Origin of the sequence: Pseudonocardia oceani (genome assembly GCF_019263585.2) — a bacterium.
GTDB classification, from domain to species: Bacteria; Actinomycetota; Actinomycetes; order Mycobacteriales; family Pseudonocardiaceae; genus Pseudonocardia; species Pseudonocardia oceani.
Genome location: NZ_JADQDF010000002.1, coordinates 21,093 through 43,908 on the forward strand (window position 1 = coordinate 21,093; position 22,816 = coordinate 43,908).

The 22,816-nt window shown below is 71.9% G+C and carries 23 protein-coding genes; 15 read left to right on the plus strand and 8 right to left on the minus strand.

All coding sequences use genetic code 11. From position 1 onward, the window contains the following. Nucleotides 1–201: 201 nt before the first annotated feature. The 8 genes from I4I82_RS33405 to I4I82_RS33440 all read left to right on the plus strand — a co-directional run bounded on the left by I4I82_RS33405 (nt 202) and on the right by I4I82_RS33440 (nt 9,026). On the plus strand, nt 202–1,086 hold the full coding sequence (locus I4I82_RS33405) for a hypothetical protein (protein WP_218590547.1): 885 nt from the start codon (nt 202–204) through the stop codon (nt 1,084–1,086). 107 nt (nt 1,087–1,193) lie between these two features. Then, nucleotides 1,194–2,969 (plus strand): type IV secretory system conjugative DNA transfer family protein, encoded by a 1,776-nt coding sequence (locus I4I82_RS33410; RefSeq protein WP_218590546.1) that lies wholly within the window; start codon nt 1,194–1,196, stop codon nt 2,967–2,969. Further along, a complete protein-coding gene (locus I4I82_RS33415; protein WP_218590545.1) occupies nt 2,966–3,820 on the plus strand; it encodes a hypothetical protein in 855 nt (284 codons plus the stop codon). The genes I4I82_RS33410 and I4I82_RS33415 overlap by 4 nt, the downstream gene beginning before the upstream one ends. Before the next feature lie 214 nt (nt 3,821–4,034). Next, a complete protein-coding gene (locus I4I82_RS33420) occupies nt 4,035–4,274 on the plus strand; it encodes a hypothetical protein (RefSeq protein WP_218590544.1) in 240 nt (79 codons plus the stop codon). Nucleotides 4,275–4,279: 5 nt separating this feature from the next. Beyond that, nucleotides 4,280–5,494, plus strand: coding sequence for a DUF6365 family protein (locus I4I82_RS33425; RefSeq protein WP_218590543.1), 1,215 nt, complete (start codon nt 4,280–4,282; stop codon nt 5,492–5,494). Between the two features lie 29 nt (nt 5,495–5,523). Continuing rightward, a complete protein-coding gene (locus tag I4I82_RS33430; protein ID WP_218590542.1) occupies nt 5,524–6,594 on the plus strand; it encodes a 3-dehydroquinate synthase in 1,071 nt (356 codons plus the stop codon). Nucleotides 6,595–6,639: 45 nt separating this feature from the next. Continuing rightward, a complete protein-coding gene (locus I4I82_RS33435) occupies nt 6,640–7,929 on the plus strand; it encodes an aspartate aminotransferase family protein (RefSeq protein ID WP_218590541.1) in 1,290 nt (429 codons plus the stop codon). Further along, nucleotides 7,926–9,026: an alcohol dehydrogenase catalytic domain-containing protein gene (locus tag I4I82_RS33440; RefSeq protein ID WP_218590540.1), complete on the plus strand. Its 1,101-nt coding sequence runs from the start codon at nt 7,926–7,928 to the stop codon at nt 9,024–9,026. The genes I4I82_RS33435 and I4I82_RS33440 overlap by 4 nt, the downstream gene beginning before the upstream one ends. Here I4I82_RS33440 and I4I82_RS33445 read toward each other — a convergent pair. Next, nucleotides 8,984–9,736: an SDR family oxidoreductase gene (locus tag I4I82_RS33445; protein ID WP_218590539.1), complete on the minus strand. Its 753-nt coding sequence runs from the start codon at nt 9,734–9,736 to the stop codon at nt 8,984–8,986. The two genes, I4I82_RS33440 and I4I82_RS33445, sit on opposite strands and share 43 nt — an antisense overlap. Next, on the minus strand, nt 9,733–10,320 hold the full coding sequence (locus I4I82_RS33450) for an SIS domain-containing protein (protein WP_218590538.1): 588 nt from the start codon (nt 10,318–10,320) through the stop codon (nt 9,733–9,735). Before I4I82_RS33450 ends, I4I82_RS33445 begins: the two co-directional genes overlap by 4 nt. A 199-nt stretch (nt 10,321–10,519) precedes the next feature. Between I4I82_RS33450 and I4I82_RS33455 the strand changes: the two genes are divergently transcribed. Genes I4I82_RS33455 through I4I82_RS33475 form a run of 5 tightly spaced genes read left to right on the plus strand, consistent with a single transcriptional unit; the run spans nt 10,520 to nt 14,533 of the window. Then, nucleotides 10,520–11,515: a phosphotransferase enzyme family protein gene (locus I4I82_RS33455; RefSeq protein ID WP_218590537.1), complete on the plus strand. Its 996-nt coding sequence runs from the start codon at nt 10,520–10,522 to the stop codon at nt 11,513–11,515. Nucleotides 11,516–11,523: 8 nt separating this feature from the next. After that, on the plus strand, nt 11,524–12,447 hold the full coding sequence (locus I4I82_RS33460) for a glycosyltransferase family 2 protein (protein WP_218590536.1): 924 nt from the start codon (nt 11,524–11,526) through the stop codon (nt 12,445–12,447). A 16-nt stretch (nt 12,448–12,463) separates the two neighbouring features. Further along, nucleotides 12,464–13,570 (plus strand): NAD-dependent epimerase/dehydratase family protein, encoded by a 1,107-nt coding sequence (locus I4I82_RS33465; protein WP_218590535.1) that lies wholly within the window; start codon nt 12,464–12,466, stop codon nt 13,568–13,570. Between the two features lie 10 nt (nt 13,571–13,580). Continuing rightward, a complete protein-coding gene (locus I4I82_RS33470; RefSeq protein ID WP_218590534.1) occupies nt 13,581–14,270 on the plus strand; it encodes a histidine phosphatase family protein in 690 nt (229 codons plus the stop codon). Then, nucleotides 14,258–14,533 carry a hypothetical protein gene (locus tag I4I82_RS33475; RefSeq protein WP_218590533.1) on the plus strand — a complete coding sequence of 92 codons (276 nt, stop codon included), beginning with the start codon at nt 14,258–14,260 and terminating at the stop codon, nt 14,531–14,533. Before I4I82_RS33470 ends, I4I82_RS33475 begins: the two co-directional genes overlap by 13 nt. 10 nt (nt 14,534–14,543) lie before the next feature. On the opposite strand, the gene I4I82_RS35170 is transcribed toward I4I82_RS33475, so the two are convergent. Together I4I82_RS35170 and I4I82_RS33485 are read right to left on the minus strand one after the other, a co-directional pair. After that, the gene (locus I4I82_RS35170) at nt 14,544–14,642 is read right to left on the minus strand and encodes a DUF4158 domain-containing protein (RefSeq protein ID WP_218590532.1); all 99 of its coding nucleotides are present in this window, start codon (nt 14,640–14,642) and stop codon (nt 14,544–14,546) included. A gap of 261 nt (nt 14,643–14,903) precedes the next feature. Then, nucleotides 14,904–15,497, minus strand: coding sequence for a recombinase family protein (locus tag I4I82_RS33485; protein WP_218590531.1), 594 nt, complete (start codon nt 15,495–15,497; stop codon nt 14,904–14,906). Nucleotides 15,498–15,912: 415 nt separating this feature from the next. Here I4I82_RS33485 and thiC point away from each other — a divergent pair, with 415 nt between their 5' ends. Together thiC and I4I82_RS33495 are read left to right on the plus strand one after the other, a co-directional pair. Further along, nucleotides 15,913–17,595, plus strand: a complete 1,683-nt coding sequence (thiC, locus tag I4I82_RS33490) for a phosphomethylpyrimidine synthase ThiC (RefSeq protein ID WP_218590530.1) — start codon at nt 15,913–15,915, stop codon at nt 17,593–17,595. 119 nt (nt 17,596–17,714) lie between these two features. Beyond that, nucleotides 17,715–18,104, plus strand: coding sequence for an NUDIX hydrolase (locus I4I82_RS33495; RefSeq protein WP_308112874.1), 390 nt, complete (start codon nt 17,715–17,717; stop codon nt 18,102–18,104). A 40-nt stretch (nt 18,105–18,144) separates the two neighbouring features. On the opposite strand, the gene I4I82_RS33500 is transcribed toward I4I82_RS33495, so the two are convergent. The 4 genes from I4I82_RS33500 to I4I82_RS33515 are packed head-to-tail and all read right to left on the minus strand — an operon-like array spanning nt 18,145 to nt 22,776. After that, nucleotides 18,145–19,170, minus strand: a complete 1,026-nt coding sequence (locus tag I4I82_RS33500; RefSeq protein WP_225922751.1) for an ERCC4 domain-containing protein — start codon at nt 19,168–19,170, stop codon at nt 18,145–18,147. Next, complete coding sequence (locus tag I4I82_RS33505; protein WP_218590527.1) at nt 19,170–22,118, minus strand: Tn3 family transposase; 2,949 nt, start codon at nt 22,116–22,118, stop codon at nt 19,170–19,172. The genes I4I82_RS33500 and I4I82_RS33505 overlap by 1 nt, the downstream gene beginning before the upstream one ends. A 48-nt stretch (nt 22,119–22,166) precedes the next feature. Continuing rightward, nucleotides 22,167–22,406 (minus strand): hypothetical protein, encoded by a 240-nt coding sequence (locus tag I4I82_RS33510; protein ID WP_218590526.1) that lies wholly within the window; start codon nt 22,404–22,406, stop codon nt 22,167–22,169. Nucleotides 22,407–22,413: 7 nt separating this feature from the next. Beyond that, entirely contained in the window at nt 22,414–22,776 is a 363-nt protein-coding gene (locus tag I4I82_RS33515; RefSeq protein ID WP_218596588.1) for a DUF6247 family protein, read from the minus strand. Nucleotides 22,777–22,816 lie beyond the last annotated feature (40 nt).

Here is a 22,816-nt window from a genome sequence, read left to right on the forward strand (position 1 = left end):
CGCGCGTGAGCTGGCGTGGCAACCTGAGATCACGCAGCGCCTGCTCGCCCGGCACGTTGCTGACGAACACGGCCGCTGCCGCGGCTGCACCACGGGTGGGACTGGCCTGCCTGGGGCAAAGTGGCCGTCCGCGCTGCATTTCCACGCCTCCGCCGCCGCCCGACTCGCCGGCTGGCACGGGATCGGTCCGAGGACGACTCGATGACCGGGCGTACCGCCGATCAGCGGGGCGCGCGAGTGAGCCTGCCGGCTGCCGGCACCGGATCGGCCGCGGGTGGCCGGATCCGCCGGGCCGGGTTGGCGCTGGTGATGGTCGGGGCGTTGTCGGTCAGCGTGCGCGGCCAGGTCGAGGCGGTGGAGCCACTGCTGGGCGGGATGAGCATCGTGCTCGCGCTGACCAACGACGTCGCCGCGCTCCTCGCGCTCAACGAGGTGATCAGTACCTCGCGGCGCGAGGTCCGGCGGTGGGCGTGGGCGGTGCTCGTGCTGGCCGGCGGCACGGCTGCGGGCCTGAACACCTGGCACGCCATCGAGCAGGGGTCACTACCGACGTTGTGGGCAGTGGTCGTCGGTGTCGGCCCGGTCCTGCTGGCGATGGTCCTGTCCCACTTGGTGGCCCTGGTCCTCGAGGACGCGCCTCCGGTCGCGGCCGGAACTGCCCTGGCAGCCGACCCGATGGTCGGGGCAAGGGCGACCGTCGAGCGGACCGCGGTCGAACCGCCGCCGGCCCAGCAGCCCCAGGTTCACGGCCCGCGCGTCGAGCGCGCCGCGGTCTCCGCTGGGAGCGACACGTCCCGGGCCGGTCAGGTGCAGGCCCCGGCCCTGACCGGCCCGGGGGTTCACCCGCCGCTGTCCGTAGTCGGCCCGCGGGTGCTTCCGCCGGAAGCACCCCGCGCGCCCAGAGAGGGCGGGACCGATGCACGGGTCACACGCCTGGAGGCCCGGCTACGGGCGGGGGAGGAGCTGACCGGGGCGTCCGCCGCGGAGCTGGTGGGTTGCTCGCCCCGGACCGGGCGGCGGTTGTTGCGTCAGGCCGAGGACCGGATCGCCGCGCGGCCGGTTGATCGGGACCGGGGCACCGGATGAGCAGCGACGCAGCAGGGACGACGGCCGGGTTTCGCGAAAGCCCCGCGCGCGCAGGGTGCGCGGTTCTACGGTGATCGACACCCGGGCAGGGTCGGGGGGAGACGGTGATGGCTGTACGCAGGACCAACTCGGAGGTGCGGGCGACGCACCGCACACTGATCGCGGCCGGGGTGCTACTCGCCGGCGCCGGCGCTGCGCTGGACTTCGTCCCGGTGCTGGCCGACCTGGTGCCGTTCGGCGCGGCCGCGCAGATGGGTTACACCCTGGCCCTGCTGCTCGTCGGCGGCGCGCTGGTGCACCGCTGGTGGTACTTCCACCCGACCCGGGAGTTCCGGCGTGAGCTGGGCGGGCCCGACGGGTGGCTCGACCGTCACGACCTGGCCCGCAGCGCGGGCGATGAGGGGGTGCGGGCCGTCGCCCCGCCCGGCGCGGGCAGCGCGAAGGGTCCGGTGACCGACTTCGGATGGCGCGTCGGGGTGCTGGAATCCGGCCCGCTGCGTGTGCGGCGGGAGTGGCGGCCGCGGTCGTGGTCCCCGCGGGAGTGGCGCCCGGCGAAGCGGCCGGTGTACTCGCCGTGGGCGCGCGGGTTCGGCGTGGTCGGTCCGCAGGGCTCGGGTAAGACCCAGTTCCTGGTCAACGTCATTCTCGACTCGCCGGGCGCGGCCGTCATCCCGTCGACCAAGCCGGAGCTGGTGATGCTGACCCGGGAGCTCCGCGAACGGGTCGGGCCGACCGCGGTGTTCAACCCGTCGCTGCTGGGCACGATCGGGTCGGACTTTCGATGGGACCCGATCTCGGGGTGCGCGGATCAGGGTGTGGCCGATCGGCGGGCATGGGCGCTGGTCCGCGGCAGCGGCGGCGCGTCGGGCGTCGACCGCGCCGACTTCTGGGCGGGCAAGGCGCAGGAGATCCTGCGCTGCTACCTCCTCGCGGCCGCGCTCGGGCGGCTGGACATGGAACAGGTCATGCAGTGGGCCAACAACCCCGACGACCAGGAACCGGTCGCGATCCTGGAACGGGCCGGCCACGCCGTCCCGCACGGCTGGCTGCCCACGCTGCTCACGCATCTGCGGGCGTCGACGAACACCCGCACCGGCTACTTCGCCACCGTCACCTCGTGCGTCGGGTTCATGGACTCCCCGACCGTCGCCGAGGCCTGCCGGCCGGGACCCGGCGGTGCGTTCAACGTGGAGTCGTTCCTGCGCTGGCGCGGCACGCTCTATCTGGTCGGCGGCGCCGGCGACAAGCGCCTCGCGCCGCTGCTCACCGCGTTGACCGAGTACGTGTTCGACGAGGCGCAGCGCATCGCCGCGCACCTGCCCGGCGGCAGGCTCTCGCCCACGCTGAACTTCGTGCTCGACGAGGTCGCCAACACCACCCCCGTCCCGCTGGACCGGTGGGCCGCGGACTCCCGCGGGTGGGGAATCACCGTCGGCGCCGTCGTGCAGTCCCTCGCGCAGTTCTCGACCACCTGGGGGCGTGACCGCGCGGAGGTGATCTGGGAGAACCTGCCCACCAAGATCGTGCTTCCGGGGGTGACCAAGCAGGACGACCTGCGGGCCCTGTCCTACCTCGCGGGCGAGCGGTGGGTGCAGCGGACCACCCGCGGCGAGTCCGAGAACGCCGACGGCCGGGCCTCGCACTCCACCTCGCGGACCCCGACGCTGGAGCCGGTCATGGCCGGGCACACGATCTCCTCCATGCCCCGCTGGCACGCCTATGTCCTCGGTCTCGGCCGTCGCCCCGCCGTGGTGTCCTACGAACCCGGCTACGTCCGGGTGGCCCGCGAGCAGGCCGCCCTCGCCCCAGGGAAGGGCAGCGCCCCGGATCCGCGGGTCGGGCAGGTCGTGCAGCTCCCCACGACGCGTAAGCAGGCCGGATGAGCACAACGCCCGAGGACACCGCCGCCCCGCCGCCGGCGGGCGGGGGTGGGCCGTCGAGCCCGCGGCGGGGCCAGATGCTCTCCGACCTGGCCGCGGAGCTGCAGTCGGCTCGCGCTGAGCACCATAAGGACATCGCCCGACTCGGCGGCCTGCTCGCCGAGAACGCCACCTTGCTCTCCCAGGTCCTGCCCCGGGTGACGGAGCTCGACGAGGAGCTGGCCGACCTCGCCGCCCGCGTCGACGGCCTGACCGGCGCCGACCCGGCCGAGGTCGTGCCCCCCTCTCTGGACTGGCCGGGCCTATCGCCCGAGGCCGCGGCGAAGGAGTGGGAGGCCCTGGCCGAGTGGGTCGCCGAGGTGCTCGGCCCGTTCTACGAGATCACTCGCGAGCAGCTGCCCGACTGCTGGGCGCTGCACCGCCCGGCGGTCATCGAGCTGGTCTGGCTGCGCCGAAGCTGGGCGGCCGCACACGCCCCGGACGCCCTGAACAGCGCCGCGGGGGAGTGGCACACCCGGTGGCGCCGCGACGCGCTGGCCAACATCAGGGCCGCGATCCCCGAGATGTGGTGTCGCCCCGGCGAGCACTACGTCCACGCCCGGGACCGGGACCAGGACCGCGATCAGTGGCAGCGCGACCGCCCGCCCGCCTTCGGCGAGCCCGGGCAGCCCTACCGCCACACCCCGGGCCAGCGCCCGGACCCCAGCGACCCGCGCGTCGGGGAGAAGAACGAGATCACCGCACCCCGGCACTGGGAACCCGGCTACCGCGCCGCCGCGGCCGCGGACCTGGCCTGGCGGCGCGAACGCGACGCCGCCAGGGCGGCCGCCGCGGCGGCCGCGAACGTCGAGTAGCGGACGTCGAACGAACGAGGGGGGTGCTTCCGGCGGAAGCACCCCCCTCGTCATGGGGCTTGAGGAACATCGCCGCGGAAAGTGGCGGTAAGCCACACGTCTTCGTCGTCGAAGGCGGGTACGACAGCGGGCTGTTGGTGGTGATCAGCCGTTCTCGGTGACCGTGCCGTTATTCGGCCCCGGAATGTCGGCGAGTAGCCGTATCGTCACCGTCGTGCCGAAGTCGCGCGGTTGGGAGAAGCCCACCAAGTCAACGGCGAAGCGCGGCTCCGCGACGTCGCCGCCGCACGGCGACCGTGGTAGCGGTGGCCGGTACGCCACCGGCCGGGTCGTCTCGACGAGCGATCAGATCGGTGGCCTGTTGTCCGGGGAGAACGTTAAGCCGAACCTGATGGTGGAGCTGGTGTTCCTCTTCCGGCCGGCGCAGGTCCGGAACCTGGTGTTGGACCTCTGACCCGCGTGCACCTGTTCCTGGCCCTCGGGCGGTCCGGCTGGGGCGAGACCATCCTCGGGGTCGAGCTGGCCCGCGACCTCGTCCGCCTGGGTGAGGCGGTGCGCTTCGTCGCCCACGTCAGCATGGCGCCCGTCCTCGCAGGCGGCCCCTGGGATTGCGAGTTCGTCGGCGACGGGCCCGGTCCCCGGCTGTCGACCCGGCTGTCCGCCCACATCGCCCGGCACCGCGCGCAGTCCGTCGTCCTGGTCGACTTCGCCGTCGCCACGCGATCCCTGGAACGGCTGGGCGTGGATCCCGCGGACCTGCTCTCCTACGGCGTGCCGGTGATCGCGCTGGACTCGTGGAACAGCAGGGTCACGGGCCGGGAGATGGACGTCTACGGGCGGCGCACGGACGTGATGTCGCCCCTGATCGACGACCTGCGCCACCTCCTCGTCCCGTCACCGCTCTCCGCGCCGGTCGCGGCGCCCGGTGTGTACGGCGCGCTGCCCCCGCCGCTGTCCCCCGCCGCGCACCTGCGCGACGCTACCCGGCAACGCCTGGGCCTGACGCGCGGCGACAAGGTAGTGCTCGTCTGCACGGCCACGTGGCAGGAGCCGGGCTATCTCGCGACCGACCCCGTCCGGCGCGGGGTCTCGCTTGCGGGACGGGAGCTGATCTGCCTCTACACCCGGATGCTTGGCGCCGACGTGCACCTGGTGCACGTCGGACCCACCCGGTTCGAGGCGTCGGGTCTGCTGGGGGACAACTACCACCGGCTTCCGCCGATGCCGCCGCACGAGTTCGCGGAGCTCGTGCCCGGGGTCGACCTGCTCGTGTCGCTGAACATCTCCGCGACGACGGTCGCGCAGGCCGTCGCGAACGGCGTGCCCGCCCTGGTGCTGGGGTGCGACGGGGCGTCCGGGGAACGGGCCCGCGCGCGGCTCGGTCCCGACCCACTGCTGCTGGACTGGGCCGCGAGACACCTGCCGCTGTACCCGTTCGACCTCTGGCCGCTCGGCCTCCGCCGGTTCCTGGCACCGCTGCTCGACCGCAACCCGTACAAGGACGTGGTCAACCAGACCGACGTGCTCGACGCCGACCGGTTTCACGCGGTCGCCTCCGCCCTGCTGAGGGACGGTGACGCCCGGCACCGGTACCGGCAGGACGCGCACGACTACACCGGGGCCGTAAGGGACCTACCCTCGGGTGGCGAGGTCCTGCTCTCGTTCCTTCACTGACGGCACGACCGACCCGGAGGGGGACCCGCGTGCAGGAGGAAATCCGGTCGCTCACCGTCCAGTCGCACCGCGGGGAGTACCCCGTGCGCCGGATGCCGGTCACCCGGGCCCTGCCCGCTCACCCGCTCCCGTCCGACCGCTTCGTCGTCGACGAGCGGGTCCGCCAGCTCCACCCGGTCCTGGAGACCCTCGCACCCGACCGACAGACCCTCGCCGTCACCGCCGACGAGGAGCTGAAGTCGCTCGACGGCGTCACGGGGATCCTGTCCTGGCTGCTCGACTCCGGCTTCCACCGCGGCGGGACGCTTTACGTCGTCGGCGGGGGGACCGTACAGGACGCCGCGGCGTTTGCGGCGTCGGTGCTGCACCGCGGCGTCCCCTGGGTGTTCGTGCCGACCACGCTCCTGGCCCAGGGCGACAGCTGCATCGGCAGCAAGTCGTCGATCAACCACGGCGGCTATAAGAACCAGCTCGGGACGTTCTTCCCGCCTGCCGGGGTCATCGTCGACGACCACTTCCTCACGACGCTGGCGCCGTCGGAGGTCCGCTCCGGCGTCGGCGAGATGCTCCACTACGCCGTCGTGGGCGGTGGCCAGTTGTTCGACGACTGGGACCTTGCCCTCGCGGGCGGGTGGGACCGCCTAAGCACTCGCGAGATGAGCGCGCTGGCCATGCACGCGATGGCGGTCAAGCGCGACTTCGTGGAGCTCGACGAGTTCGACACCGGCGTCCGCAGGAACCTCAACTTTGGCCACACCTTCGGGCACGGGCTGGAGTTCGCCTCGGGGGGCCGCATCCCGCACGGCATCGCCGTCGCCTACGGGATCCTGCTGGCGAACGACTACGCGGCACAGCACGGCACCCTGGACCCCGCCACGAGGACGCGGGTGGAGCGCGTCGTGCGCCGCCTTGTCGACGGGAGCGAGCTCGCGCAGGTGAACGGGCGGGCCGTGTTCCAGGGCATGACCAAGGACAAAAAGCGCTCGGACGGCGAGATCGAGCTGATCCTGATCGAGGACCTGGGCAGACCCGTCCGCACGAGGGTGCCGCTCGACGGCCACCTCGAGCTGTTCATCGACGACCACCTCGCCGCATGGTGACCGGACGGGCCCGCGGTCCCGCCGCAGTGATGAGGAGTAAGCCACATGGGCCGTTACGACAAGTCGCAGGCATACCACGACCGGGCGCGCCGGACCCTGGCCCGGGGGGTGTCGTCGGCGATGAAGGCCACGCAGGCCCCGGTGCCGCTGTGCGCGAGCCACGGCCGCGGCAGCCGCGTCTGGGACATCGACGGCAACGAGTACCTCGACTTCGCCCTGTCGTTCGGCCCGATGCTGCTCGGGCAATCGCCGGCCGTCGTCCTGGAGGCGGTCCGCCGCCAGCTCGACTCCGGGATCGGGTTCGGCGCCGGGAACGGCCACGAGGCCCCGCTCGCCGAGCTGATCTGCGAGGTCGTCCCCTCGGCCGAGCTGGTCATCTTCAGCAACACCGGCACGGAGGCGGTCCAGGCGGCGGTGAGGGTCGCCCGGGCGGCGACGGGGCGCACCCGCATCGTGAAGTTCCGCGGCCACTACCACGGCTGGCTCGACTCGGTCCACGTGTCGATCCCCGGCGTGCCCGGTGACGGGGCCGGGACGGGCGGGCAGGACCCGATGGCCGCTCTCTACACCACGACATGCGACTGGAACGACGTCGGGTCGCTCACGGCGGCGCTCGCCGATGACGTCGCCGCCGTGGTCATGGAGCCGATCAACGTCAACGGCGGGTGCTTCGCGCCGGAGCCGGGGTACCTCGAGGAAGTCCGCCGGATCACCCGCGAGGCCGGCATCCTGCTGATCTTCGACGAGGTGATCACGGGTTTCCGCGTCGCGCTCGGCGGGGCCCAGGAGCTCCTCGGGGTAACCCCCGACCTCACTGTCCTGGGGAAGTCGATTGGGTCCGGCTTCCCCCTCAGTGCGGTGTGCGGCTCCCGCGACGTTCTGTCGGTCGTCGCGAGCGGGGTGGTCAACCACATGGGCAACTTCAACGGCAATCCGCTCGCCGCCGCCGCCGGCCTCGCCACGGTGCGCCACCTCCGGGAGCACCGTTCGGCCGTCTACCCTCGGCTCGACGCCTCGATGCGGGCCGTCGCCGGGGCGTTCGAGCGGGCCCGCACGGAGCACGGCCTGCCGGTCCGGTTCAACCACACGGTCGGCGCGGGGTTCGGCTTCTCGTCGCCGGGCCCCGTACGCACCCACGAGGACCGGCTCCGGTCGGTCCCCGAGGACTACGGCGTGTTCGCCGCGCGCATGCTGGCCAGGGGCGTCCTCGTCCCGGCCCGCGGCCTCTGGTACGTCTCGACCGAGCACACCGACGACGACCTCGCCCGCTGCACGGCCACGATCGTGGCGGTGGCGGAGGAGCTCGTAGGACAGATGAGCGGAGCGTCCCGGTGAAGGCCGTGGTCGCGACGGCGCCCGGGGCCGGCCGAGTGGAGCTGCGGGACGTAGCGGACCCGCGGTGCAGCCCCGACCAGGCGCTGGTCCGCGTGGAGGCCGTCGGCATCTGCGGCAGCGAGATCCACATCCAGCACGGCAACGTCTCGTGGGACATGACCTACCCCGTGACGCTCGGTCACGAGTTCTCCGGCATCGTCACCGAGGTCGGCGACGAGGTGACGCTGTTCGCCGTCGGGGACCGGGTGGTCTCGGAGACGGCGGCCGGGATCGACACCAGGAACGAGTGGTACCGGACCGGCACGTACAACCTCGACCCGCACCGACGCGGGTTCGGAGCCCGGGCCGACGGGGGGATGGCCGAGCGCGTCGCAGTCCCGGAGCGGTGCCTGCACCGGCTGCCCGACGCGGTCTCCTTCCGGCAGGGCGCACTGGTCGAGCCCCTCTGCGTGGCCTACCAGGCGACGTGCGTGCAGACCCGGATCCGGCCCGGCGATGCCGTCGTGGTGGTCGGCGCGGGAACGATCGGGGTGCTGAGCGCCTGGCTCGCCACCCGGTCGGGCGCGGGCCCGGTGCTGGTGGTCGGGCGCCCGGACGACGCGTCCCGGGCCCCGACCGTCGGCGCCCTCGGTCCGATCGAGATCGTGACCTCGATCGACGACGCCCACGCGTGGCTCGCCGACCGCGGCCGCGACGGAGCCGACAAGGTCATCGACGCCGCGGGGGCCAGCGCGGCGCTCCATACGGCCCTCGCGCTGGCCCGGCCGAACGCCCAGGTGACCAAGGTCGGGTGGGGCCGCGAACCGTACGGGCACTCCCTCGACCCGATCGTGGCCAAGCAACTGACGCTGCGGGGCAGCTTCTCGCACACCTGGCCGGTCTGGGAGCGCGTCCTGCGCCTGCTCGGGGACGGCGACGGCGCGACCGTCGAGCGCATCGTCGGGTGGGAGGGACCGCTCGAGCAATGGGCGACGGGCTTCGGTCTCCAGGCGGACGGCAGCGTTATCAAGGCCATGCTCCTGCCCCGGGGCGACGACCCCGTCCGCCCGTCGGCTCAGCGGCCGCCGGACACGTCGAGTATCGAGCCCACGCAGTAGGACGCGGCGTCGCTGAGCAGCCATACCACGGCGGCGGCCACCTCCGCCGGTTCGGCCGCTCGGCCGATCGGGATCCCGGATTCCCGCTCGCGGACGCGGGTCGGTTGGCCGTTGCGTGCGTGGATCTCGGTCCGGGTGGTCCCGGGGCGCACGACGTTGACCCGGATGCCCTCGGCAGCGACCTCCCGCGCCAGGCCGATCCCCAGGGCGTCGACGGCGCCCTTGCTGGCCGCATAGTCGACGTACTCGCCGGCCGCGCCGATCCGGCTCGCCGCCGACGACACCAGCACGAGGGCGCCGCCCCCGTGACCGTCCGCCGTCGACATGATCCTGACGGCCTCGCGACAGCACAAGATCGTGCCGAGGACGTTCACGTCGAGCACCCGCCGCACGCGCTCGGCCGTGACGTCCCTCAGCCGGAGAGGGGGCGCCACCACGCCGGCGTTGGCGACCACGCCCCGGACGGTGCCGACCCGCCCGGCCGCCCGGAAGAGGGCCAGAACGTCACCCTCGTCGGCGATGTCGGCGCGGACTGCCCAGGCCGCGCCGCCGTCGCGCCGAATCGCCGACACGACCGCGTCCGCCCGGTGCTCCGCCTCGACGTAGCTGAGGACGACGGCCCAGCCCGCCGCCGCGGCCTGCGCGGCCACGTGCGCCCCGATGCCACGGCTCCCCCCCGTGACGACTAGAACGCCCGTCCCGCGGGTCACCCGGGGAACCCGGTGAGCAGCCGCTCCCGGGTCTCGTACATGAAGGTGCAGTACATGGCGTGCATGACAGCCGACGCCACATCCTCGGCGATGCCCGGTTCAGCGGATCCGAGCAGGATTGGGCAGTCGGCTAGCCGGGCCGTCGTGCTCTCGGGGGTGCCGACGAGGGCGATCACCAGGACGTGATGGCGCGCGGCCGCGGTGATCGTGTTGTTGACACCGGCACTCTCACCCGAGACCGAGAAGGCGCACAGGACGTCGCCCGGCCGGGCGTTGCACTCGAAGACGGCCTGGAGCGCGTAGTCGGCACCGAAGTCGTTGGTCGCCGCGCTCAGCGCCGCGGCGTCGGCACCAAGGTTGGAGGCGCGGAACGGGCGCCCGCCGGAGCGTCGGGTGTTCAGGGTCAGCCCGATGGCCAGGTGCGACGCCAGGGCACTGCCACCGCCGTTGCCCACCGTCCAGACGGTCGCGTCGCGGCCCCGCGCCTCGTCGAGCAGGCCGACGGCCCGGTCGACGGCCTCAAGGTCGACGGTCGCGGCCACCCGTCGCCAGGTGTCGAGGTAACGCCCGGCGAAGCTCATCATCGTTCGACCCGTCCCCCGCCGTCCGGCCCCGGGTCTCCCGAGTCACCGTCCGCACGATACCGAAACGTCGGGCTCGACCCCGGGGATTGGCGGGTACGATGCCGAGGAAGTGCGTGACGCCCGACATGCGGTCGCTTGTGAAGACACCACCGATACCGAGCCCGCCGACGGACGACGAGACGTATGGGGAAGGGCGCACTTGTCCACCGACGCGATCTACGTGCCGCCCCAACGCATCGGCATCACGGAGATCGGCGAGAACGACGCCATTCGGGTGGCGGCGACGGTCGAGGCGGCGTGCGAGGTGTTCGCCCTGCACGACTATGTCGTCGCCGAACTCGTGAAGCACTCGAACGTGACGGCGCGGCTCGTCTCCACCACGGGTCCGCCGCTGGCGCTGCGCCTGCGCACCGCACCGGGTGTCGACGGCCGGACCGAGTTCGCGTGGCTGGACGCGGTGCGCCGGGGGACGGACCTCGCCGTCGTCGAGCCTTTCGCCGAGGAGTTCGACCGCACGCTCCGCATGGTCACCGGCCCGGACGGGCGGCCCGTGGAGTGCGCCCTGTTCCGGTGGGCCGAGGGCAGGCCGCTAGCCGCTGACCTCACCGAGGTCAACTACCACGCGCTCGGCCGCATGAGCGCCCGGCTCCACCGGTTCTCGTCGACGTGGACCCCTCCGTCGGGGCTGAGGCCGCTGGTCTGGGACCGGACCATGTACTACGGGGGGACCTCCCTCGTCATCGGCGACGACCGATACCTAGAGGTCGTGTCGCGGCGGGACGCGGCGACGGTGCACGACGTCGTGCGCGAGGCGGACCGCGAGCTCGCGCGGCTCGCGCGGGCGGCGGACCGGATGTTCCTGCACGGCAACATCGAGATGTGGAACGTCCTGACGACCGGCCCCGGCGAGCTCCGCCTCCTCGACTTCGAGGACGTGATGGTCGGACCTCCGGTGCTCGACGTCGCCGTGACCCTGTTCTACGGGCGGGAGCGGGCGGACCACGGCGCACTGGTCAGGGCGTACGAGGCCGGCTACCGCACCGTCCGGGAGTGGCCGGTGCGCGACCGCCGGCAGATGGACCTGCTCGTCGCGGCTCGGGCGGCGATGCTGCTGAACCACGGCCTGCAGACCGAGGCGGACCCGCGGTCGGTGACGGAACGGCTGCTGCCGTTGATCCTCGCCGCGGCCGCGTAGGAACGACGATGATCGACGGACAGCCGGTGAGCCTGCTGATCAGCTCCCGGAACCGCCCGACGCTCCTGCTCGCCGCCATCCAATCCGTCCTGAAGGGGTCCGCGCTGCCGGACGAGATGGTCGTCGTCGACCAGAGCGACAACGTCAACGAGACGGTGGCCGCCCTGATGCCCCCCGCCGCCATGACCTTCCGCTACATCAGGTCGGCGACCACCGGCATCAGCCGCAGTCGCAACATCGCGTTCCGCGCGGCCCGTCACCCCCTCATCGTCGTCATCGACGACGACTGCGTCGTCACCCGCACCTGGCTCGAGGACATCGTGCGGGCGCTCCTCGCCGCGGGGCCGACGGCGGTCGTCACCGGCCGCGTGCTGGCGGGCGAGCAGCACGAGGAGGGCGCGTTCGCCCCTTCGCTGCACCTGGCGGACGAACCAGTGACGTTCGCGGGACGCATCACCACCGACCCGCTGGCCACGTTCAACTTCGCGCTCCACGCGGCCACCTACGCGGCCGTCGGACCGTTCGACACGCGGATTGGGCCGGGAACCCGCTTCCCGTCCTCGGAAGACAACGACTACGGCTACCGGCTGCTGCTGGCGGGGTACACGATCGTCTTCGAACCGGGGGCCGTGGTCCACCACCAGGCGTGGAGGACGGCGGCGAACTACGTGGCGGTCCGTTACGCCTACGGTCGCGGACAGGGCGGGTACTACGGCAAGCACCTCGCGGGTGGCGACTGGTACATGCTCCGGAAACTGGCGCACGCCCTGGGGCGACGCGCCCGCCGGATGGCGGCGGGTGACCGGCTGGGCGTCATGGGCGAGCTGGCCTGGATCGGCGGCTGGGTCGCCGGCGTCGCGACCTGGCTGCTGCGCCCGGGGCGGCTCGACGACCGGGTGACCAGGTCCCCGGACGGGTCGCGGGGGTGGTGACCGCACCGTCGTGCACGTGTCGACCTCTCTGACCACCCTGAGCGGGCGCACGGTCCTGATCACCGGGCACAGCGGCTTCATCGGGTCGTGGCTGTCCGTGCTGCTCGCGGCGGCGGGGACGCGGGTCGTCGGCTACTCGCTGTCCGACGACGCCGTGAGCAGCGCCCGGGCGGGGTGGCTGGAGCGCCGGGCCGTCGTCGACGTGCGCGGGGACGTCCGCAACCTCCGCACGCTCCTCGAGACGGTCCGGGTGCACCGGCCCGACCTCCTGGTGCACCTCGCCGCGCAGCCGATCCTGCGGACCGGGTTCGTCGAGCCCCACCGGACATTCGACGTGAACATCAACGGCTCGCTGTCCGTGCTCGAGGCGGTCCGGTCCGGCAGCGTGCCCGCGCTGGTCCACGTGACCTCGGACAAGTGCTACGCCCCGACGGGCGTCGACTCCCCGCCGCTCACCGAGCTGTCCCCGATCGGCGGCACCGGGCCGTACCCCGCCTCGAAGTCGATCGCCGAGCTGCTGTTCGGCGAGTTCGACGCCCTGATGCCCCCCGGTGCGGCGATCGCGTCGGTCCGGCTCGGCAACGTCATCGGAGGAGGCGACGAAGCGGACCGTCTGACGCCGAACGCCCTCCGCGCGTTCGGCTCGGGCCGGCCGTTCGCCGTGCGCGACCCCGCGGCCAGGCGTCCCTTCCAGCACGTCCTCGACGTGGTGTCCGGCCTGTCGCAGCTCGCCGCCGGGCTGCTGGACCGGCGGGTCGTCAGCGGGCTGGCGTTGAACTTCGCCCCGCCGACGGCCGGAGAACTCACCGCGGACCTCGTGGCGGAGCTGGCCCGCGCCTGGGGACCGGACGCGACCGTCGGCGACGCACCGGTGCCGACCGACTTCCCCGAACAACTGGCCGTCCGGCTGGACGGGAGCAGGGCGGCGGCGCTCCTCGGCTGGGAGCACCGGCTCGACCTACGGGACGCCGCGTCGTGGACCGTGGCCTGGGCCAGGATGCGGGGCCGCGGGGCCGACCCCGCGGACGTCACCGCGCGCCAGACGCAGGAGTTCCTCGACCTGCCGGTGGGCGTCGGCGCCCGCGCACGGTCGTCGGCCCACCCGGCGGCGGACGGGCGGTAGGTTGCGGCGGGTGCAGCTGCTGCTCGTCCGGCACGGCCAGACCCCCGCCAATGTCCTCGGGGAGCTCGGCACGCGCATCCCCGGGCCCGGGCTCACGCCGCTGGGCGAACGCCAGGCGGCTGCGGTTCCCGACGTCCTCGGGAGACGCGAGATCGACGCGATCTTCGTGTCGCTGATGGTCCGCACGCACCTCACCGCCGCGCCGCTGGCCGCCGCCCGACGCCTCCGACCGGTCGAGCTGGACGGGATCCACGAGGTCGAGGCCGGCGGCCTCGAGGACCGGTCTGACGCCGACGCCGTCGGCATCTATCAGGATGTCCTGGCCTGCTGGGCCGGGGGCGACACGTCGGTGTCCATGCCGGGCGGCCCTGACGGGGCGGCGTTCCTCGGCCGGTTCGACGCGTCCGTAGCGGCGGTCCTCCGGTCGGGTGCCGCCACCGCAGTCGTGTTCAGTCACGGCGCGTCGATCCGCGCGTGGACGGGGGCCCGGGCGGACAACCTCGACGCGGCGTTCGTGCGCACCCACCGGCTGGGCAACACCGGGCTGGTCGAGATGCGCGGCGACTTCGCCACGGGATGGACGTGCGTCTCGTGGAGGAGCGACCCGGTGGGCGGCGAGGACCTCGTCGATCGCTCGGCCTCCGACCCGACGGGTGAGGCCGCGACGGCCACGGCGGACGGGAGGGCGTGTTCACCGTGACGCGCGGCATCGACCAGATGCTCGCCCACGGCGTCACCCGCGAGTGGACCACCCTGCTGCGTCCGTGGCTGCCGGTCACCGACATCGACGTCAACGGCCGGCTCCTCGGCGCCGCGCGCTCGGCGAGCGCGGCGGCTGCGTTCCTGGAGATCATCCCGTTCCTCGACCGCGACCACCGCATCCACCGCGAGCACGACGGCCAGGGCAACGGCCATCAGCTCGTCGGCACCTGCAGCGGGTCGGGCAGGAACATGCCCAGGTAGCGGACCGTCATCACCTGCAGGCGAACCCCAGCCGGTTGTAGTCCCGCCGCCGCGCCGCGATCAGCTCCCGGTCCTGATCATCGAGATGGAACAACCGCTCCAGCTCCACCGCGACAACGACGACCCGAACCGGCCGTAGCCCGCCACCCCCGACTCGATCACCGCGACATGCTCACCAACCTGCCTCAGCAGGCCGACACGAGGGCCTTACCGCCACTTCTCGCGCAGATGTTCCTCACGCCCCGTCATGTCCGGGAGCTCAGTCCGGCAGCTCCAGCCACACGACTCGCAGCACGTGGACCTCGCGTTCCCGGTCCAGCACCAGATGGCCCGGTACTCCCGAAGCTGGCCCGAAGTGCAAAGTAGGACGTCAGGACTCGGACGGTGCGGCTGTGCGTGCGCGCTCGATCGCCCGGTAGACGGTGGAGCGGGCGACGGTGAACAGCTCCGCGAGCTCGGCGCTGGTGTGCGCGCCGGCGTGGTGCAGCTCGACGAGGTGCGCTTCCTGGCGTGGGGACAGCTTGGGCTTCTTTCCGCGTAGCCGGCCCTTGTCGCGGGCGACCTTCATGCCCTCCCGGGTTCTCATCTTGATCAGGTCTGACTCGAATTCGGCGACCATGGCCAGGACGTTGAACAGCAGTCTTCCGACGGGGTCGGTGGGGTCGTGCATCGATCCGCCGAGGCTGAGCTTGACCTCGCGGGCGGTGAGCTCGGCGACGATGTCGCGGGCGTCGGGCAGCGATCGGGCGAGCCGGTCGAGCTTGGTCACGACCAGGACGTCGCCGTCGCGGCACGCGGCCATCGCTTCGCGCAGCCCGGGCCGGGTCCGGTTGATTCCGGTCAGCCCGTGGTCGACGTAGATCCGGTCGGGCGCGACGCCGAGCGCGGCGAGGGCGTCGCGTTGCGCGGTGAGGTCTTGTTCGTCGGTGGAGACCCGGGCGTAGCCGATCAGCAGTCCACTCACCGCGCGAGTGTCCCAGTTGACACTCCTTCATCGGGCATCTCACCGGGCGGGTCTTACGGGAATCGTTGAGCAGCAGCGATCTTCGGTTCGCGGGCGGGACCGGGGTGTCCCGGTAAGGGTTCCCTATGTGCGACAGAGCGGGTGCGGCAGCCAATCGGCCCAGCGGCTATCTGGCAAGGATGTCAGTGACCGGGGTCCGGGTCCCATTCGTGCGGCGAGTAGGTGGTGCGCGTCAGGACCGCGATGGCTAGGGTCCTGCAGGAACGTCGAGGGCCCCTTCTCGACGACATCTTCATAGCCACGGGAGCTCGCGCGTGAGCGGGCTGAGAGGGCGGCTTTTCTCTCGTGCATCGAGAGATCGGCGCCGCCGACCGCTGAACCTGTCCGGGTAATTCCGGCGTAGGGAGGGATAGCCATGACGGCTCTGCACGATCGCACGGTCGAACCACAGGTCACGACCGGCCCGATCCGGGGCTCGCACAAGGTGTACATCGAGGGGCCCGACGGCCTGCGGGTGCCGGTGCGCCGGGTCGAGCTCAGCAATGGCGAGCACCACGACGTCTACGACACCTCCGGCCCCTACACCGACGACTCGGCCACCATCGACCTGCGCGCCGGCCTGCCCGCGCTGCGGGCGCCGTGGGTCGCCGAGCGGGAGCCGGTGAACGGCGCCGTCACGCAGCTCGCGTACGCCCGCGCCGGGACCGTCACCCGCGAGATGCGCTACATCGCGATCCGCGAGGGCGTCGACGTGGAGCTGGTGCGCTCCGAGGTGGCGCGCGGTCGCGCGGTGATCCCGGCCAACCGCAACCACCCCGAGGCCGAGCCGATGATCATCGGCAAGAAGTTCCTCGTGAAGATCAACGCCAACATCGGCAACTCCGCGGTGACCTCCTCCATCGAGGAGGAGGTGGACAAGATGGTGTGGGCGACCCGCTGGGGCGCCGACAACGTCATGGACCTGTCCACCGGCCGCGACATCCACAACACGCGTGAGTGGATCATCCGCAACTCGCCGGTCCCGATCGGGACGGTGCCGATCTACCAGGCACTGGAGAAGGTCGACAGCGACCCGGCGAAGCTGACCTGGGAGATCTACCGCGACACCGTGATCGAGCAGTGCGAGCAGGGCGTCGACTACATGACGGTGCACGCCGGCGTGCTGCTGCGCTACGTACCGCTGACGGCCAAGCGACTCACCGGGATCGTGTCCCGGGGCGGGTCGATCATGGCGGCGTGGTGCCTGGCGCACCACCGCGAGTCGTTCCTCTACACGCACTTCGAGGACCTGTGCGACCTCCTGCGCACCTACGACGTCACGTTCTCTCTCGGCGACGGGCTGCGGCCGGGATCGATCAACGACGCCAACGACGACGCCCAGCTCGCGGAGCTGCGGACCCTCGGCGAGCTCACGCAGATCGCCCGCGCCCACGACGTGCAGGTGATGATCGAAGGCCCCGGCCACATCCCGATGCACAAGATCGAGGAGAACGTGCGGCTGGAGCAGCAGTGGTGCGACGAGGCGCCGTTCTACACCCTCGGCCCGCTGACCACCGACATCGCGCCGGGCTACGACCACATCACCTCCGCGATCGGCGCGGCCACGATCGCCAAGGCCGGCACCGCGATGCTCTGCTACGTCACGCCCAAGGAGCACCTGGGCCTGCCCAACCGGGACGACGTCAAGACCGGCGTCATCACCTACAAGATCGCCGCCCACGCCGCGGACCTGGCCAAGGAACACCCCCGCGCCCAGTCCCGCGACGACGCACTGAGCCAGGCGCGTTTCGAGTTCCGCTGGCTCGACCAGTTCCACCTCTCCCTCGACCCGGACACCGCGCTCGCCTTCCACGACGAGACGCTACCGGCCGAGCCCGCGAAGACGGCGCACTTCTGCTCGATGTGCGGGCCGAAGTTCTGTTCCATGAAGATCACCCAGGACGTCCGGGACTACGCCGAGGAGCACGGTCTCACCAGCGTCGAGGCCATCGAAGCGGGCATGGACGAGAAGTCCACCGATTTCATCGAACATGGCGGGCGCGTCTACCTCCCCATCGCCGACCAACGCACACCCGGCCACGCACCCCCCGAGTCTTGAGGACTACATGTCTTATGACGATCACTGGAGACCTACCCGCTGCGACGCTCAGCGGCCTACCGCACACGGATCCGTGTGCGGGAATCGTGGCCGGTGCCGGGATGCGTACGGTCTGGACCGTGAGGACGCTGGCGGCGAGTGCTGTGGTGACGAACGCCGAGGGCCAGGTCTTGCTGGTGCTCCGGTCCCGCGAGCCCGAGGCCGGGTGCTGGACTGTCCCGGGCGGACGGGTCGAGCCAGGAGAATCGCTCGAGGCCGCCGCAGCGCGTGAAACTCTTGAGGAGACCGGGCTGCGCGTAGCCGTCGAGCGCGAGGTGTGGTCGCTGGGCCTCCCGAACGGCACGGACGAGGTCTACGAGATCCACGACTTCCTGGCCCACGTCGTGGACGGCGACCTGGTCGCGGGAGACGACGCAGCCGACGTCGGGTGGTTCGGACGCCGGGAGATGGAAGGCCTGCCACTCACCCACGACCTCCTGGGATACCTGAGCAGATCGGGAGTGTTGTAGCCGACGGTCGTCCCGCAAGCCGATCCCCTAACGGGATAGATCAGCGGCCTGTACGAGGGATGCCTGGTCGGTGCTGGTCAGCGCGTGTGTGGGCGTCGCGCCAGGCTTGGTGGATCTCGGGGCGGAGCCGTCCGCGGTCTGGGACAGTGATCCCGTTGGCGCGCGCCCAGGCGCGGATGTCGGCTGTGGACGGCGCCGCGGTGGCGTCCTGGTCGGTGACCGGTTCGGCGGGGGTCTGGGCGGGGAGACCGATCCGGTGCAGCGCTGCCGTCTCGGATTCGGCCCAGGTGTGCGCGGCGGCGAGGTAGCGGTAGGTCCATTCCTCGGCGAGCTTGCGGGTCTCACAGAACACGATGGGGATGGTCGGGTAGCGGATCTGCAGCTCGGCCAGGCCGTCGGCGACGGTTGCGGGTCGTACCTGGTCGAGGGTGAAGACCTGCGAGTAGCGGTCCTCGACTACGACGGCGGCGCGGGGCAGCGTGGCCAGCTCGCCCAAGGCGAACCGGAGCCGACCGCTGGTCAGGCTGGAGATCAGGTCGGCCAGGGACTTGCGTTCGACCGCGGCGACCGTCCTCCCGTCGAGCGTCACCGCGTAGTCGCCGCACGACAGGCCGCGTCGCACGGTGGTGACCTGCTGGCCGGCGAACTTGTAGGGGTAGCGCTCGTGGGCGTCGACCACGATCTCCAGTTCGACGACGCCAGCGGCTCGGGCAGTCGGCAGGCGCACGTCGGGCCGGGCCTGTTTGCGGGTGCGGGGTGACTGCCAGAACACCATCTCCCGGCCCCGGCCGCGGGTGAACACGATCTGGGAGCGCTGCTCTCGGCCGCGGTCGGCGACTACGTCGATCGCCGCTCCGCGCCGAGTGCACGTCTTGAGCGGGATTCGCTCCACGATCTCCGGGTGCTCGGGCCACTCGGTCGCCTCGACGGGATGGCAGTACACGGCGTTGGTCCGCGGCCAGGTGTCCTTCGCGCGGAACACCAGCCCATCAGCGCCGATCGGGACGTGCAGCAGGTAGGGCAGGGTGCTGTCCGGGTCGGGATTGCGCGCGATCAGCAGCTCCATCACACGGTCGCCGCACGCGCGGCAGCGGCGGTGAGGTCGAGGCGGGTGTCCATGTCGAGTCGGAACCGGCCGTAGGGGTTGATGTGGGTCCAGAACAGCGGGCTCAAGCCGCGGCGTTCGTCGGCGCCCATGCGGTCGTGGAACGCCGGGGTCTCCAGGACGGTCTGTACGAGCAGGGTGTTGACGTGCACCAACGCCGACTGGAGCAGATGCAGGGCGAGCATTGAGGTCTCGGCGTGCTCGCGGTCGGGGCCGGTGAGGTCGCCGTCCTTGCCGTAGAAGATCACGGTGTTGCCCGAGTTCCAGTTCTCCACCACCTGCAGCCCGCCATGGACCTCCCGGCGCAGCTCGGGGTTGGCGAGGTAGTCGCAGGCGAAGATGGTGCGCACCGCCCGGCCGAGCTCTTCGAGCGCGGCGTAGGTGGGGTGCTTGGGGCCGCCGCGGGTGAACCGGCGCAGCACCTGCTCGGACTCCGCGGTCCCGAGCCGTAGCGCGGTGGCGTAGCGGATCATCTGGTCGTACTGCTGGGCGATCAGCTCCCAGCGGATCGGGCGGGTCAGCACCGGACCGAGCGCGGCGTGGCGCTGCTGGTCATCGGGCCGGTACAGCCTGATCGAGCCGATGTTCTTCAGTCGTGGCAGCAGCCGGAACCCGAGCAGCTCGGTGAAGGCGAACCCGACCACGCTGGCGCCGTGGGTGTCGACGTAGCTGGTGTCGATGTCGGCGTCGGTGCAATGCCGCAGCAGGCCCTCGATCATGGCTGCGACCTCGGAGGACGAGCAGCTCTTGAGCTGGGAGTAGATGCACACGCTGCGCCGCTCGACGTGCCAGTAGATCATCACCCCGGGCCCGCCGTAGCGCTGGTGCCACTCGGTCATCAGGTTCGACTCCCAGGACCCGAACTTCTTCGAGTCACTCGCGCAGGCGGTGCCCTGGCCCCACCAGTTCGGGTCCCGCGCCTCGAACGTTGCGCTGGCCAGTCGGGCGATCGCGCGGCGCAGGTTGTCGCGGGTGATGAAGTGGCGGCGGATGTGGCGCAGCGCGGCCTCGGTCTCGCCGTGCTCGCCGGTGGCCACGATCGCCTTGATGCCCATGTTGGTGCCGAGCGCGAACAGGCACAGCAGCAACCTGCGGCGCAGGGTGTCGCGGTCGATCACCTCCCGGGAGGCGACCGAGGTGAACTCGGTGCTGAACTCGGTGAGGAAGTCGGCGTCCTTGAGCACGTCGAGCAGGTCCAGGGTGCCCCAACGGCGGATCACCTCGTCCTTCACCGCGGCCAGGTTGCTCGGCTCGGGCAGCGCAGTCAGCTTCGGGATGCCGATCCACGGCTCGCCGCGGCGGGTCGTGATCGCCACCCCGCCGGCGGTGCCGTGCACCAGGGCGGAGTCGAGGCCGGCCAGGGCGGCGGTCATCCGTGCGCGCAGGTCGGTGATGAACGCGGTCGGGTCGGTGGGCTGGCGGATCGCGGCGTAGTGCACCTCGCGGGTGGTGTCGAAGTCGCCGGGCAGGTCGTCGTCCGGGTCGCGCCACCGGTGCGCGCCCGCGACGTAGATTTCGCGGCGGCGCAGCGCGTCGCGTAGCGCGACCAGCACGCACAGCTCATACGGGATCCGCTCCACCCGGCCACGGTCATCGACCACCGCGTCGCGCCAGGCCCGGGGCACCACACCGTCGATCGGAACGGTGTCGGTGTCGGCGAAGAATCGGGTCTTGCCGTCCACGCCGGCGTAGCGGGCTAGCAGCGCCAACGCCGCCATCACCGGCCGGTAGGCGGTGTTGTGGCAGCCGAAGTCCAGCGCGGCGAGCAGCGGCGGAAGCATCCGGCGGTAGTGGTTGGAGTACGAGCCGCGCAGCACCGTGCGGACCCGGGCCTGGAAGGCGTGCTCGTTGGCCTTGGCCTCGCGCACCAGCTCACGCAGGGTCTTCTCCCCGACCACTGGGAACAACGCCGCCCGGACCGTGTCGTCCGGGTGCGCGACGGCGGCCTCCGCGAGCCGGAACAGGATCGCTTCCTTGCCGCGTACCCGGCGCAGGTCCTCAGTGAGCTCGCGCTCGACCCGGCGGTCGGCGCGGGTGTTGATCCGGTGGATCAGCCCGATCAGCAGCTCGACCAGCGCGTCGGTGATCTCCGCAGCGCGCAACGCGCACAGCGCGGCCAGCAGCGTCAGCCGCACCGGCCGCGGCGCTGCACGCAGATCCGAGGGATAGGAGCGCACCGTGCGGGCCCGCCACGCCTCGACCAGCTTTTCGCTGGCGTCGACGAACAGCCCGGTCGGTAGACCCAACGCACGCACCGCGGCCAACTTGTCGACCTCGCGCAGCAGGGTCTCCAACCCGACCTGGCCCGGGTCGGTCTTCAGCTCAGCCAGCAGCACCCGCCCCGGCGACGGCGCTGCGTCGTCCTCGGCGACCAGGGCCTCCAGCGCGGCCACGCTCGCGGTGTCGAGCCGGGCGACGGTGCGGTCGCAGAAGCGTTGCTCAAACACCGCCCGCGCCGAGCCGATGATCCGGTCCACCCGCCCGGGCGGCTCGATCCGCTCGCCGCGGCAGCGCACCAGCAGGGCCTCGCGCAGCTGCGGATCCCGCAGCTCGACCGGGCACACCTCCTCGGCCAGCCAGCCTGCGAGCTTGTCCTCATCGCCGCGGGTGAACTCGCGGAACCCGAACGCGTCTCGGATCTGCTCGCGGTGGTACTTGATCGACCGGCCCGACCACGAGTACCCCGCAAGGAGCGTCGGCGCGACCTTGACCTGCTCGCCGACGTAAGTCACTGCCACGGGGGGCAGCTCATCAGCGCTGCGAGGGAACCGGGCCTCGACCTCGAAGAACTTCAGCAGCAACGCGAAGCCCAGCCGGGTCGCGCCGGACTTGTTGCCCACCAACGTCCAGTCCTGGCCGAGCACGGTCCACGACTCGATCAGCTCCTCCGGCGACCACTCGCGGCGCATGGCGGCAGACCGTAGAGGTCACCACACGAGCTCAGCCTCCCGGCCCCGTCACTTTGCACTTCGGGCCAGCTTCGGGAGTACCGGGCCCAGATAGAGCACCTGGGCGACGCCGAGGGGCCCGAACAGCCACCGGCGCACCTCCGCGGCGGGATTGTTGGCGTTCTGCGGGGCGCCGTCCCACGGGGCGGCCGCGATCGTGTCGAGCACGCGGGCGTAGTCGGCGAGCAGGTGCGACGGAAGTGCGGCGAGCTGCTCGGCCGCCTCGGGGTAGGTGACGACTCGGAACACTCGCGGTCTACCGGCAGCCGGAATCGTCCAGGCCAGCCTCGGCGAGCCGGGCGTCGATCCGCGCGCGCATCTCCGCCTCGTCAACGCTGCCCTGCGGGGCTCGGCGGGTGGCCTGGGTGCGGGCGGCGGTGGCCAGCACCCGGAAGTAGGCGCCGGGCTCGCGGAGTTCCTGGTAGGCGTGATGGCGCCAGTTCTGCAGCAGGTCCCGCACCCCGGCGAGGTCCTTGGAGCGCTTCGCCGCCTCCAGCACGTGCTCCCACTCGGCGTCGAACACCGCGGCGACCTCCGCCGGCAGGCACGCCCGGATCGCGACCGGGTCCGCATCCGGCGGGACGGGGGCCGCCGTGGGACGCGGGGCGGGGGAGGCCATGACCATGACGATAGCGCCGCCCGCGTCGAATTCCGGATCG